The following is a 13,306-nucleotide window of genomic DNA, read 5'->3' as shown; positions in this document are numbered from 1 at the left end:
ATGGCCCTGTCGCGCGCGCGCCGGGAAGGCCGGCGCATCGATTACTGGCCCGGCTTTGTCGATGCCCTGTCGACGCTGGTACTGTCCATCGTGTTCCTGCTGTCCGTGTTCGTGCTGACGCAGTTCTTCCTGTCGCAGGAGCTGACCGGCAAGGACGAGGCCTTGCGCCGTCTCAACCAGCAGATCGCGGAGCTCACCGATCTGCTCGCCCTGGCGCGCTCGGAGAACAGGGGGCTCGAAGACAACCTCGCCGCGCTGCAGACCACGCTGCAGACGAGCGAGGCGGAACAGTCGCGCCTGCAGGGGCTGCTCGACGCCGGCACGGATGCCAGCACGTCCGCCTCGGCGGAGGTGGGGCGCCTGTCGAGCGCGCTCGCCGGGGAAAGGGAGATCTCCGCCCGCGCACTGGCGCAGGTCGACCTGCTCAACCAGCAGCTCGCGGCGCTGCGCCGCCAGTTGGCGGCGCTGGAGGACGCGCTGGTGGCCTCCGAGGCGCGCGACCGGGAGTCGCAGGAGCGCATCGCCGATCTCGGCAGCCGCCTGAACGTCGCGCTGGCACAGCGCGTGCAGGAGCTGGCGCGCTACCGCTCCGACTTCTTCGGCCGGCTGCGGCAGGTCCTGGGCGATCGGCAGGACATCCGCATCGTCGGCGACCGTTTCGTGTTCCAGTCGGAGGTGTTTTTCGACACCGGCGCGGCGGAGCTCCTGCCCGAGGGCCAGCAGGAACTCGACAAGGTGGCGCAGGCGCTCACCGAGCTCACCGAGGAGATCCCGCCCGACATCCCGTGGGTGCTGCGCGTCGACGGCCACACCGACCGGCGGCCGTTGTCGGGCGCGGGCGCGTTCCGCTCCAACTGGGAACTGTCGGCCGCGCGCGCCATCGCGGTGGTGCGCTACCTGCAATCGCGCGGCCTGCCGCCGCAACGGCTGCTGGCGGCGGGCTTCGCCGAGTTCCAGCCGCTCGACGTGGCCGACAACGAAGAAGCCTTCCGCCGCAACCGGCGCATCGAGCTGAAGCTGACGGAGAGGTGAGGCGGGGGAGCGCTGCCTGTGTGGCGGCTTTTCGCGCACTCGGTTGACAGACGACATCAGCTGACGACATACTTGAAATGTATTTTGCCTTGATTGTTTGGTTTGAAGCTATCTCTCTGAAGATTGTCGATATCGTCCTTATTTTATGTATTGCAGGGGCCTATCATGTCATCCGTGTCGGCTATCAACGGCAGAACTCTTCAGGAGTCGAGCGAAGTACCGGCGAGAAAGTCCTGCCTTCGGCAACAGTCGACTGAACCGACGCGCGCTCCAAGGCGCGGCACGGCAGACTGCCGGTTCGTTTCCTGGCCGAAGACAGCGGCCGGCGCCGTGTGGAATTCGGATTGGCTCAACACCGGCTTTGTCAAACAGGCACGGGACATGTTTGCGTCGGCCGAAGACGCCGGGGATCGAAAGATCGACACCAGCCCATCGACCATCGGCAAGCTTGTGGGGCGGTTCTTCCTTGCCATTCCGGCAACCATCGTGCGCGCCGTCGGCACCATCCTCACGGCGATAGGAGGATTCATTGCCGGCGGCATTGGCGATATCGTACGCGGCTGCCCGACGACGATCTCGTTCAACGAAACGGTCGCTGTCGTCACGCGGCAGGAAACGCCTCGCTTCGTTATGGGTGGAATAGCAGATCCGAATGGCCGTTACGCCTTCGCGGGGGATACCACCAGCTTCGACCTCGGCGAGTTCGACAGGCTGCCGAATAACGTGCGGGCATCCGTGTTGAAACTCCCTCCCGGGGATACCTTCGCCTCCTCGGCGCTGGCAGGCGCGGTTGATATCGAAGAAATCACGATAGCCCTACAGCCGGGCGACATCGCTCAACCGAAACGTGGCAAGCTGGCTCGTACCAGGCCTTCCTCGCAAGACTGCCTCAACGCTGCAAGCCTGAGATACGCGGAGGACGGATCGACCGTTTTGATCTGCGAGCAGCAGATGCGTGCAGCACAGGTACAAATTGCGCCAAGGGACCGTAAAGATATTTACGCGAGGGCCCTGTCGGACGCAAATGAAGCACTGGCAATCTATCGCGAAACAGAGGCCGAATGGCGCGAGCTTCTGGCGAGCGACGATAGCCCACACGTCAGGGATCAATACGCTCTGGCCAGTCAAAGACGCCAGGAGCTTGAGGAGGAAATCGCCAAATATCGCCGGCTTGCCGCTTGATCCTGACGGCAACGGGCGCAGGCTGGATGGAAGGCTTGATCCGGATTCGCTTTCGGACACGGATGATGTATGGAGGAAGGCGACAGGCGTCGACGCAGCCATGGCCACTGCCATGGTGCGAATAGCCGCGCCTTCCTTCATACCTCCGATGGGCCGGACATGAATGCAGATCCGCAACCGCTCTTCCTTCCGGGCGCGCGCGTGCGCGTCATCCGTTCCCCGTTCAACGGCGTCCCCTATCGCATCTTCGTCGCCGTGCCCGAACAGCCGCCACCGGAAGGCGGCTATCCGGCCGTTTTCCTGCTCGATGCCAACGCCACCTTCATGAGCACCGTCGAGTCGCTGCGCATGCGCGTGCGCCGCCAGGCTTCCACCGGCATTCCGCCGGCCGTCGTCGTCGGCATCGGCCACGACACCGACGCCGCCTACGACACAGCGCGGCGCAGGCACGATTTCGCCCGCGAAGTGCGCCATCCGGAGCGGCCCGACACTCCGGTCCCCGGCGGCGCGGGCGTGCTGACTCGCCTGATCGATGAGGTGGTGCGGCCCACCGCCGCCGCCGATGCGCCGCTCGATCCCGCCCGCCAGACCCTGATCGGCCATTCGCTCGGCGGGTGCTACGTGCTCTCGCGGCTCGTCGAGAACCCGGCCGCGTTCGAAAGCTACATCGCCATCAGCCCTTCCGTGTGGGCGGATGAACACTGGCTCCTCGCGCAGGCGGCAACGATCGGCGCGCGCCTTTCGGCGGACCTTCCGCCCCGGCGGGTGATGATCACCGTCGGCGAGTTCGAGCAGACGCTCGCGCCGTGGCAAGCAGACCTGCCCGACCGCGACCGCGTGCTCGCCATGCGCCAGGCCCGCGCCATGCGCGACAAGGCCCACGGCTTCGCCCGCCGCCTGTCGGAAGGCCACGCGCCACGCCTGATCGTGCGTTTTGAAGAATTGGCCGGCGAGGACCATTCATCCTCGGCCATGGTAGGCATCGGTCGCGGGTTGCGCTTTGCCCTGTGGCCGGGCGCCGTCGTCCTGCACAATATCTGAGCCGGCGTTCAGGTGACGGAATGCAAGCGCGTGTTGCGTTCCGTATAAGCGGTTCCCTGATGGGAAATCAAACCCTTGCTCTGCCGCGAAAGCGTCAGTCCCGTCTGTCGGATCGGCTTTGCAGATAGCGCTGATAGAGCGTCTCGATCTCGCCAAGCAGGAAATCACCGAAAGCCGGCGCAACCGCCTCATCGACAACCAGCGCGGTCTCATCCTTGCGCGATTCGATGCGCAGCACCTTCTTTCCGTCGGGGTCCTGCCAGATGCGCACCGCTGGCTTTTTCGCGGCGGCTTCCGGCTCGCTGACGGCCTTCAGCACCAGCGCGAAGCGGGCGTTGCTGTCCGCCCGCGCGAACGCCTCCCCGGCGAGAACGGCCTCTGCCTGCTTCGCGGCGTCCGGGCGTTGGAGGTTGTCCGCCAGCACCAGCCAGCGCGCACGCCCGATGCGGTCCGCCGGCCCGATGGCCTGCGCCAGCGCGTCCGGAATGAGCCGCGCCACGGAAATATAGCGGCTGAGATCGGCCTTGTCGGTGGAGAGCGCGGCGATGATCGTCGCCCGGTCGAACCCGGCATCCTCCAGCCGGCGGGCGAAGATCGACTTCTCGATATAGGAGAGGTCGCGGCGCTCCAGATTTTCCTTGCCTTGGGCCACGACCATCTCGGCATCGGTCATCGGCCGCACGATGGCCTTGACCTCGATGCCCAGTTGCCGCGCGGCGCGCAGCCGGCGATGGCCGTAGGCGACCTGATAGCGGCGCGGCGCTTCGGAGATCGGGCGCACCAGGATCGGGATCTGCTGGCCGCTCTCCCTGATGCTGGCGACCAGAGCATCGAACGACGGATCGACGGCGGGTTGCAGCCTGTCCATCACCATGCCGCTGTCGATCGCGGCCGGATCGAGCTTCACGATGACCGTCCCTTCCTCGATCTGCTCCTGCAGACGGGCCGCATTGCGGGCGCTCTCCGTCAAATGCTGCAGCGATGCGCCCATGGCCGAGATGGCGCCGGTCTTGACGCGCTCGCGCTCCGGATCGGTCGGGGGCGCGGCCGTCGCCGCCTTCTTCTGCGTAAAAAGGGCGGCAATGGTGTCCTTGCGGCTCATCGAGACCTCCGAGAATCAAACCATGACTCAGAATCGGACCATGATCCGGTGGCGGCGTGCTTCGCGTCGCCCCTCCGTTGGGAGCTCCCAACACGTGTCCCCGCGCCCATCAATCGTCTCCGCCAATCGTTGCGTCGCCCGCAGCGGCGCGCCCCCAGCCAGCGAGAACCAGGCCCTCGACCTCGCGGTTCACGGCGTCCAGCGCCTCCATGGCGCGATCGTAGGTCGAGCGCGTCAGATTCTCGCGCCCGATCTCGTACAGCGTCTGCTTGGTCAGACCGGCGTCGGACACGGCAGCCGATTTCACCATCGGACTGGTGAGCACATGATCGCCGAACAGGTTGCGCAGCAGCGCGACGACCTTCGTCTGCGGCCCGTCCTGCGGCTCGTAGCGCGTGATGAGATAGCGGACGAAATCATAGTCGAGGCTCGCGCCGACATCGCGCACGACGCTGAGCAGGTCATGGGTCATCAGCAGGAACTGGCTCATCGACGCGATGTCGAGCATTTGCGGATGCACGGTGATGATCATCGCCGTCGCCGCGCACAGGCCGCTGAGCGTGAGAAATCCGAGATGCGGCGGGCAATCGATGACGACGATATCGTACCGATCGGCGACATCGTCGAGCGCGCGGGCGATGCGCGTATAAAAAATCCCCTCCGCCCCGCCGGCCGCCAACGCCCGCGGCGTATCGTGCTCGAACTCCATGAGTTCGAGATTGCCGGGCACGAGATCGAGCCCGTCGAAGTGCGTTGTGCGCACCACCTCGCGCAGCGGACGCGCCTGATCGTCGTAGCGGATGGCCGCATAAAGCGTGTCATTGGCCTTGACGTCGATTTCCGGCATTACACCGAACAGGGCGGACAGGCTCGCCTGCGGATCGAGGTCCACCGCCAGCACCCGATAGCCGTGCAGGGCGAGGTATTGCGCCAGATGCGCCGCCGTCGTGGTCTTGCCGGAACCGCCCTTGAAATTGGTCACCGCGAGAACCTGCAGATGATCGCCGTTGCGCCGATGCGGCAGAAGGGCGCGCGGATCGTGCCCGCGCAGGCTCGTTGCCAGCAACTGCCGCAGCTCGTTGATCTGCGCCAGCGAGTAGAGCCTGCGCCCGCTGGGGGAAACCTGCGGCGCCGGGCCTTCGTCCGCCAGCGACAACTTGCGCAGGGTGGAATCGGATATGCCGATGAGGCGCGCGGTTTCGCCCGATGTAAAGCGACGCAACGTCTTGCGCGACGTGGGCGGAAACAGCGCGTCGCTCATGGCCTGCAACTGGCTGCTGAGCAGTTCGGCATGCTCTCCGATGGTCGCGTCTACGGCTGTCCTGGGCGGACGCGCAGCGGCTTGAAGCGTTGTCATGATCAATCTACCATCACGGATTTGGAGTTATATCCGCAAATTTTCCGTGATGATAGCAAATTTACCCCATAACGCCAGCGTGAAAACACGGATGTGGGCAAATTCCACGCTGCCCTCGATTCCGGCAGCGCTTTTAGGCGTGATCACGCTTTTTATCCCTTGCGAAAAATCACTGCGGCAGCAACCCGCTTGCCGAAGCCGCCGCGCTCGAGCTGCACGCCCCCTCGGCCCATACGAAAAGCCCGACCCGATCCCATCGGATCGGGTCGGACTCCACAACTCATGATCTTGGCCTCATGAATCTTGGGCAGATGCTGGCCTGTCAGATGATTCCACCCGAAGGGCAAACGCTCCCGAGCGTTCAGACCGCGAGCTGGAAGGGGAGCTCGATCTGCTCCTGCTCGATCTTGCGCGGCAGTGCGTGCTTGTAGTGATAGCGGCGGATCTTGCGCTTGCCCGCGCCCAGCAGCTCGATCGTCCATTCCTTGAGCCCGCCGGCTCTCACCATATCGTCGAACGCCTGACGGCAATCCTTGCGAAACTGGGAACGGGTGGAATCGGTCTCGCGTTCGCCATACACCTCCCGATCGACGAGGCTCGCCAGCATCGTCTCGTCGATGAACAGGTGCGTCGGCTTGGAATCGATATAGGGCCAGAAGGACTTGGCATAGTCGGATTTCAGGGCGAACTGCACTTCGGCGTTGAGCGAGACGAGGTTCTTGGTGCGGAAAGCTGCGAGCACGCCGCGGCCGAAACGCACCTTCACCCTGCTGTCGAGGTTCACGCCGTCCCACTCGACGGTGTCGATAATACCCGTGATCATACCGCGCCCGCCCAGACGCCCACGGTGCAGCTTTTCCATGATCTGGTCGGGATTACCCTCATAAATGGTGATCACGACCTGACGCAGATCCTGAAACACCTGCTTTTGCGTCAGCAGGTTGTTGACGTGCTGGGTCAATCCCTGGGCCTTGAGCAGTTCCCGCCATGTCGTAACGACCTCGATCACCTCGAAATGTGTCGGAACGCCATGCAACGTGCCGTTTTGCGGTGCATCGGGATTGGGAATACGCAGCGTCGCCATCCGCTCCTTCAGGCGAAACAGGGCGTAGATCACATCCCGATGCAGGCTGCCAAGTTCACCGCCGCGCACCTGTACCACGGACTGGCCGGGAACGTAGAAGATGCGCTCGATGTTCGAATCGATGATGCCACGGCGTTTCGGTGCAAAAGCCGAGGTGCGGGTCAATTTCGCTGGCACGGGAGCGGGGTTGCGCCTGCCGCGCCGGTTCTGTCGGGTGCGGCGGTCGCGTTCCAGACGCTTGCGCTCAACTTCGCTGAGTTCCCCAGTCATGCCATCCTCCGCGCCACCGCGAAACGACCCGATCCGCGATCGAAGTCATTGAACGACGTCAGCATTGGCGACATCCGCCATGGGCGTCAAGCAAACGGGAATAGCGGTCACGGAAACGACGGGTTTTCAACAGGCATGCCGGACCGGAACAGCGGTCACGCCAACCGGAACCGCAGCCCCGGCAGCGGGAACGACAGTCACGAAACCAGGAATGACGGTCACGGAAACCGGGAACAGCGGTCACGGATTCGGCGACTAAGATATTGAAACAACACAACCCGACACATGCGACTCTTTTTAAAAGATTCAATTAAGGATATTTTCTTAAAGACCATCGTCCCCCAAAACATGCGCCATCACCCGCTCGACACCATCAAAACCGGCCAGCCCCACAAATCATGGTCGCAGCATCTCCACCAGCCTCGCCAATGAGAACCTATCTAGTTCCATCGGAAAATAACATACTGATATAAAACAACATCTTCGGGAATCACGGTCACAGAATCGCGGCAAGACCATCAACCGATTCGCTAGCAAACTTCTCTTCCGAAAAATCAGCACTCAAAAAATCCACAAATTCACCAAACAGATAAGCGGGAACATCGGTCACGGAACATGCCACATCGACTGAAGGCAAACCGTGCCGCAGCCCATCGGCCCATTCAGTCCACTGAGCCGGCCGGTGTTCATCCGGGACGAGACAACAAAGGTCGGAGTTTCTCCCCGCGATTCTGTAACCATCTGTAATATCAATATAATATTTGGAACAGCGGTCACGGAAAGCTCTTCGCACCTGCCATTTTCGGATGCTTCAGCCGTTGCCGATTTGCGAGGAAAAGAGAATCGCCCTCAAATCACGCCACACTGCTTGGATCTCCTTACGGAGAGGTTAACGCATGCGGAAACGGTGTGGATCGGAGGCTCATGTAATTCAACACGTTGATATATAACAGATAAATCGATCTCACTTCTGGGAACGGCGGTCACGGAATCCCCGAACGCTGATACGTTATTTTATGCATCATCGCGTTCTTCCTCGCATGGAACGGCGAGCGCTGACCACGGGAATAACGGCCACGGAATCGCGCGCCTGCTTCGCCCAAGGCCACAAGACACAACCACAAGACACGTCGCCCGAAAGATGACGGCCAATGACGGAACGGCAAAGCAGGTTGAATTGTCGTGTCCCGAAAGGCGGACAACCCGCAATGAAACACGCATGCAGAGGTGTCTTTCTCAATCTTTATTGGAACTATTATAATAAAATAAAAGCATATTATCGTTTACATTTGTCCGATAAGGGTTCAATAAGTATGCTTTCCGTATGAAGAAGTGTCTTCCGACACCCGACCGTTGAGGTTTAGCCATGTCCAGCCCCTTCCGCGCCATGATGCTTCGCGGCGTTCCGGTTCAGACCGATCCCGAAACTCTTGTTCAGAGCGTCGCCGGCCCGGTCAAAACGGGATGCGGCTTCCATGACGTTCGCGAGATCCTCCGGGCCGCCGGCCTGCGTCCCACCCGCCAGCGCGTCATGTTGGGATGGCTTCTGTTCGGCCGCGGCCACCGCCACATCACGGCGGAAATGCTCTATGACGAGGCGTGCGAAGCGCGGATCAGCGTGTCGCTTGCGACCGTCTACAATACGCTGCATCAGTTTCGCGAGGCCGGGCTGTTGCGCCAGCTCGCCGTCGACGGCACCAAGAGCTACTTCGACACCAACGTGGCCGAGCACCATCATTTCTTCATGGAGGACGACCAGACCCTCGTCGACGTCCCGGACGGCCTGATCTCCGTAGCGAACGTACCGGAGGCGCCGGAGGGATCCGAGGTCGTCTGCGTCGAGGTGATCATCCGCCTGCGCCGCAAGAATGCGCGGACCAACACCTCCCGGGCTGCAGCTCAGCTTGCCGATGCGTGATGCGGCGGCTGGCGCGATACGCAGGTCTCGTACTGTGGGCGAGTTTCTGGCTTGGCGCGCCGGTAGCGTCGTTTGATGCTCTCGCCCAGGGTACGGAAGTGCAGCCCGGCACAGCGGACAGCAGAATCGAGCCGCCCCGGCCGCATCCGGGCGACGTGATGCGCCATTGGCCCGCCTATCCCGAGGATGCGCTTGCCGCCGGCCAAGAGGGCACCGTGATCGTCGCGTTGCGGGTGACGGCGACGGGCGAGCCGGAAGACATCAGCGTACAGCGCAGCAGTTCCGTCACGTCGCTCGACATAGCGGCGGTCGCGGCCGTGAGCCGTTGGCGGTTCGATCCCGGAAAGCGCGACGGCGTCGCCGTGGACATGAAGGTGTCGCTGCCGATACGCTTTTCACTGCCGGAAGAGATGCCGGCATCGGAGCAGAAGTAGCCACCGGCCAGACGGTGCGGTGAGACGCTCTGCCTTATGGCCGAGCCCGCTCCATCGGTCGCAGACATGGGCCGGTGGCGTCATTGCATCGCATCCGGCCGGTGCAGATGGCGATAGAGCGTGCTGCGGTTGATGCCGAGCTTGCGTGCCGCCATCGAAACATTGCCCCCGCATGCCTCCAGCGCGGCGCGCATCACCTCGCGCGTGTGGTTCTGGAGCAGGCCGGGCTCGGAGGGGGAGGGGACCTCGGCCGGCGAGCTCGCGGTCGCGGGCAAGACCCGCAATGCCGGCGGCAGGCACTGCTGCAAGGGCGCCTGGCCGGTGCCCGCCAGTGCCGCCAGCGCGCGCAGCGTTCCCACGAGCTCGCGATAATTGCCCGGCCATTCATAAGCCGCAAGCCGGTCGCGCACGTCGGCGGGCAGACGCACCTGTCCGCGTGACACCTCCTCCCATAGCCGGTCGATGAGCAGGGGCCTGTCGGCGCGCTCCCGCAACGGGTTGAGCGTGATCGTGAACTGCGCAAGGCGGTAGTACAGATCGACCCGGAACTGATTGTGCTGCGTCAGCTCGCCGATATCGCGGTGGGTGGCGCTGATGACGCGCACATCGAGCGGAACCGGACGGCCGCCGCCCAACGGCACGACCTGCCGATCCTGCAACACGCGCAACAGCCGCGATTGCAGCGGCAGCGGCATGTCGCCGATCTCGTCGAGGAACAGCACGCCCCCGTCTGCCTCGCGCAAAAGGCCCTTGGCGCCGTGCTTGCGCGCGCCGGTGAACGCACCTTCCTCGTGCCCGAACAGCTCCGATTCAATCAGGCTCTCGGGGATGGCGGCGCAATTGACGGCCACGAAGGGCTTGTCCCGGCGACTGCCGGCCGCGTGTACGGCACGCGCGAACGCCTCCTTGCCGGAGCCGGTTTCCCCCTGAATGAGCAGCGGCACATCGGCTTCGACGAGGCGTATGGCATGATCCAGGCTTGTGATGGTCTGCGGATCGAAGGCCGGCTTCGGCCATGGAACCGGCCCCCACCCGATCGCGCCCTCACGGTGCGGTGCATCGCCGAACCGGTCCATCGTATCGCGGTCGCGCTTCTCGCCATCGATCCTCCTCCGGACGGAAATGCCGCGATCCCGCAGCTGGGAACGGCAATGGGCGACCTCGCCGTTCCGAAAGCGCAAGGCATTGCCATGGCGACTGCTGCCGTCCGTACCGTCGAAGACGTCGCCGAAGGTCATCCGGCCGATGGCGTTCCAGTCGCGCGCGATGCTCTTGAGCCCGTAACGGTTGGCAGCGACGAGCCGGTCGTCGTCGAACACCAGAATGCACTCCCGCACCGTGCCAAGCAGCGAGGGATCGGTGTGGAAGCGCAGTACCTCAAGCCCCTCGAAGGCGTTGTCGAACAAGCGGTGCTCGACCTGGTCGATGACCAGGCGCACCATCGACAGCGTATGGGGCGGCATCACCGAGGCGTGGCTCGACAGATCGAGGGCACCCATGATCGTGCCGGTCGGATCGAAAATGGGCGCTGCCGCGCAACTGATCACCCGGTGGGGCTCGTAGAAATGCTCGGCCCCGCGCACCATGATCGGCCGGCGCTCGTAAAGCGCGGTGCCGATGGCGTTCGTGCCGATGGATGCCTCGCTCCAGGCGACGCCCGGCCGCAGCGCCACGCCCGCCGCCTTGCCGGCGAACGAGGCGTCGCCGTCGGCATCGAGCACCATGCCGTCCGGGTCCGACAGCACGACAATGCCGCCGGTCGCCCGCGCCTCGCGGCGCAACGCTTCCATCTCCGCCCGGCACAGACGGCGCAGCCGCTCGTGCTGCTCCGTCTTTTCCCGCAGATTGCACGTCTCGATGGGCTCGAACACCGGCGTGCGCGCCGCATCGTGGCCGAGCCGCGCGCACCGTATCCAGGAATTCAGGATTGTCTGGGAGACAAGCGATTCCGGCACCTTCCGCTGGGAGAAGAACTGGTGGCGGGCAGCCATCACCGCGTCGCCGGCCGGCATGGTCCTCCTGTCTGTCGCCATGGCGTTTCCTCTGAAATGTTGTTATTTGCCGCAGCCCTTTGGCAGGATCATGATGCATTTTGCAACGGCTTTCCAGCCACATCGTCCTGGAGGCCGCGGCAGATTCGCGCGCTCACGTTCAAAGGCAGCCGATTTATCCATTTCCGACAATACTTGCCGCACTGCAACAACGAATTGTCGCAGTGCGCGATCCCGCTTGGCACGACGGATGCTCGTAGGGTGATGGCAACAAATATCCAGGAGGATCGCCGTGAACAAGTACGAACCCGCTACCGCCCTGACCAGCTCGCCGTTCAAGGAGCGGTACGACAACTTCATCGGTGGACGCTGGGTGGCGCCGGTCGATGGACGCTACTTCGACAATACGTCGCCGATCACCGGCAAGAAGATCACCGAGGTCGCCCGTTCCCAGAAGGAAGACATCGAACTCGCGCTCGACGCCGCGCACGCCGCCAAGGACGCCTGGGGCAGGACCAGCGTCGCCGAGCGGGCGCTGATCCTCAACCGGATCGCGGACAGGATCGAGGAGAACCTCGACCTGCTGGCACTGGCCGAGACCTGGGACAACGGCAAGCCGATCCGCGAGACGACCGCCGCCGACATCCCGCTCGCCGCCGATCATTTCCGCTACTTCGCGGGCGTGATCCGGGCGCAGGAGGGCGGCATCAGCGAACTCGACCAGGACACGGTGGCCTATCACTTCCACGAGCCGCTCGGCGTCGTCGGCCAGATCATCCCGTGGAACTTCCCGATCCTGATGGCCACCTGGAAGGTCGCCCCGGCGCTTGCCGCCGGCAACGCCATCGTGCTGAAGCCGGCCGAGCAGACGCCCGCGTCCATTCTCGTGCTGGCGGAACTGATCGCCGATCTGCTGCCGCCCGGCGTGCTCAATATCGTCAACGGCTTCGGCCTCGAAGCCGGCAAGCCGCTGGCATCGAGCCCGCGCGTCGCCAAGGTGGCCTTCACCGGCGAAACCACGACGGGCCGCCTCATCTCGCAATATGCCAGCCAGAACCTGATCCCCGTCACCCTGGAGCTCGGCGGCAAGTCGCCCAACATCTTCTTCGCCGACGTTGCGGAGGAGGACGACGACTTCTTCGACAAGGCCATCGAAGGGTTCGTGCTGTTCGCCTTCAATCAGGGCGAGGTCTGCACCTGCCCGAGCCGCGCGCTCATTCATGAATCGATCTACGACCGCTTCATCGAGCGCGCGCTCGCGCGCGTCAAGGCGATCAAGCAGGACAACCCGCTCGATCCCACGACGGCGCTCGGCGCCCAGGCGTCGAGCGAGCAACTGGAGAAGATCCTGAGCTACATCGACATCGGGAAGCAGGAGGGCGCGGAAGTGCTCATCGGCGGCGAGCGCGCCACGCTCGAGGGCGATCTCGCCGGCGGCTACTATGTCAAGCCGACGGTGTTCAAGGGCCACAACAAGCAGCGCATCTTCCAGGAGGAGATCTTCGGGCCGGTCGTGGCCGTGACCACCTTCAAGGACGACGAGGAAGCGCTCACCCTTGCCAACGATACGCTTTACGGGCTCGGCGCCGGCATATGGACGCGCGACGGCACGCGCGCCTATCGCTTCGGTCGCGCCATCCAGGCCGGCCGCGTATGGACGAACTGCTACCACGCCTATCCGGCGCATGCGGCGTTCGGCGGCTACAAGCAGTCCGGCATCGGCCGCGAGAACCACAAGCAGATGCTGAGCCATTACCAGCAGACAAAGAATCTGCTCGTCAGCTACAGCCCGAAGAAGCTCGGCTTCTTCTGATAAAACGGAACGAATACGATGCCTCGCCGTTTCTCGACCGACGGCGGGGCCTCCGATGAGCCGCCGTCGCCCCCAAGCGGGG

10 protein-coding genes are annotated in these 13,306 nt (G+C 63.7%); 6 read left to right on the top strand and 4 right to left on the bottom strand.

The genetic code is table 11. The annotated features are described in order from the left end of the window. The 3 genes from ACUSIJ_RS07480 (at nucleotide 1) to ACUSIJ_RS07470 (ending at nucleotide 3,255) form a co-directional block, all read left to right on the top strand. Nucleotides 1-1,032 carry a peptidoglycan -binding protein gene (locus ACUSIJ_RS07480; protein ID WP_449307753.1) on the top strand — a complete coding sequence of 344 codons (1,032 nt, stop codon included), beginning with the start codon at nucleotides 1-3 and terminating at the stop codon, nucleotides 1,030-1,032. A 165-nt stretch (nucleotides 1,033-1,197) separates the two neighbouring features. Continuing rightward, nucleotides 1,198-2,214, top strand: a complete 1,017-nt coding sequence (locus ACUSIJ_RS07475) for a hypothetical protein (RefSeq protein ID WP_449307752.1) — start codon at nucleotides 1,198-1,200, stop codon at nucleotides 2,212-2,214. Nucleotides 2,215-2,373: 159 nt separating this feature from the next. After that, complete coding sequence (locus tag ACUSIJ_RS07470) at nucleotides 2,374-3,255, top strand: alpha/beta hydrolase (protein WP_449307751.1); 882 nt, start codon at nucleotides 2,374-2,376, stop codon at nucleotides 3,253-3,255. A gap of 94 nt (nucleotides 3,256-3,349) precedes the next feature. Here the strand turns inward: ACUSIJ_RS07470 and repB are convergent, their stop codons facing one another. From repB to ACUSIJ_RS07455, 3 genes are all read right to left on the bottom strand, one after another. After that, nucleotides 3,350-4,357, bottom strand: a complete 1,008-nt coding sequence (gene repB / locus ACUSIJ_RS07465) for a plasmid partitioning protein RepB (RefSeq protein WP_449307750.1) — start codon at nucleotides 4,355-4,357, stop codon at nucleotides 3,350-3,352. Nucleotides 4,358-4,466: 109 nt separating this feature from the next. Continuing rightward, nucleotides 4,467-5,714, bottom strand: a complete 1,248-nt coding sequence (repA, locus tag ACUSIJ_RS07460; RefSeq protein WP_449307749.1) for a plasmid partitioning protein RepA — start codon at nucleotides 5,712-5,714, stop codon at nucleotides 4,467-4,469. A 361-nt stretch (nucleotides 5,715-6,075) separates the two neighbouring features. Beyond that, on the bottom strand, nucleotides 6,076-7,068 hold the full coding sequence (locus ACUSIJ_RS07455) for a hypothetical protein (RefSeq protein ID WP_449307748.1): 993 nt from the start codon (nucleotides 7,066-7,068) through the stop codon (nucleotides 6,076-6,078). Between the two features lie 1,390 nt (nucleotides 7,069-8,458). Between ACUSIJ_RS07455 and irr the strand changes: the two genes are divergently transcribed. Together irr and ACUSIJ_RS07445 are read left to right on the top strand one after the other, a co-directional pair. After that, the gene (gene irr, locus ACUSIJ_RS07450; protein ID WP_449307810.1) at nucleotides 8,459-8,986 is read left to right on the top strand and encodes a Fur family transcriptional regulator Irr; all 528 of its coding nucleotides are present in this window, start codon (nucleotides 8,459-8,461) and stop codon (nucleotides 8,984-8,986) included. Next, on the top strand, nucleotides 8,986-9,420 hold the full coding sequence (locus ACUSIJ_RS07445) for an energy transducer TonB (protein WP_449307747.1): 435 nt from the start codon (nucleotides 8,986-8,988) through the stop codon (nucleotides 9,418-9,420). Before irr ends, ACUSIJ_RS07445 begins: the two co-directional genes overlap by 1 nt. Before the next feature lie 80 nt (nucleotides 9,421-9,500). Here the strand turns inward: ACUSIJ_RS07445 and ACUSIJ_RS07440 are convergent, their stop codons facing one another. Further along, on the bottom strand, nucleotides 9,501-11,453 hold the full coding sequence (locus ACUSIJ_RS07440) for a sigma-54-dependent Fis family transcriptional regulator (protein ID WP_449307746.1): 1,953 nt from the start codon (nucleotides 11,451-11,453) through the stop codon (nucleotides 9,501-9,503). 250 nt (nucleotides 11,454-11,703) lie between these two features. On the opposite strand from ACUSIJ_RS07440, the gene adh reads away from it, so the two are divergent. Beyond that, a complete protein-coding gene (gene adh / locus ACUSIJ_RS07435) occupies nucleotides 11,704-13,224 on the top strand; it encodes an aldehyde dehydrogenase (RefSeq protein WP_449307745.1) in 1,521 nt (506 codons plus the stop codon). Nucleotides 13,225-13,306: the final 82 nt, after the last annotated feature.

It is taken from the genome of Pseudochelatococcus sp. B33 (genome assembly GCF_053570585.1).
The sequence above is the reverse complement of the archived record's forward strand: the minus strand, read 5'-3'. Positions and strand labels throughout refer to the sequence as shown.

Bases quoted from the DNA above. Each gene is read 5' to 3' on its own strand.
- repA (WP_449307749.1), bottom strand. From the start codon at position 5,714: ATGACAACGCTTCAAGCCGCTGCGCGTCCGCCCAGGACAGCCGTAGAC.
- ACUSIJ_RS07445 (WP_449307747.1), top strand. From the start codon at position 8,986: ATGCGGCGGCTGGCGCGATACGCAGGTCTCGTACTGTGGGCGAGTTTC.
- ACUSIJ_RS07440 (WP_449307746.1), bottom strand. From the start codon at position 11,453: ATGGCGACAGACAGGAGGACCATGCCGGCCGGCGACGCGGTGATGGCT.
- ACUSIJ_RS07455 (WP_449307748.1), bottom strand. From the start codon at position 7,068: ATGACTGGGGAACTCAGCGAAGTTGAGCGCAAGCGTCTGGAACGCGAC.
- repB (WP_449307750.1), bottom strand. From the start codon at position 4,357: ATGAGCCGCAAGGACACCATTGCCGCCCTTTTTACGCAGAAGAAGGCG.
- ACUSIJ_RS07475 (WP_449307752.1), top strand. From the start codon at position 1,198: ATGTCATCCGTGTCGGCTATCAACGGCAGAACTCTTCAGGAGTCGAGC.
- ACUSIJ_RS07470 (WP_449307751.1), top strand. From the start codon at position 2,374: ATGAATGCAGATCCGCAACCGCTCTTCCTTCCGGGCGCGCGCGTGCGC.
- ACUSIJ_RS07480 (WP_449307753.1), top strand. From the start codon at position 1: ATGGCCCTGTCGCGCGCGCGCCGGGAAGGCCGGCGCATCGATTACTGG.
- irr (WP_449307810.1), top strand. From the start codon at position 8,459: ATGCTTCGCGGCGTTCCGGTTCAGACCGATCCCGAAACTCTTGTTCAG.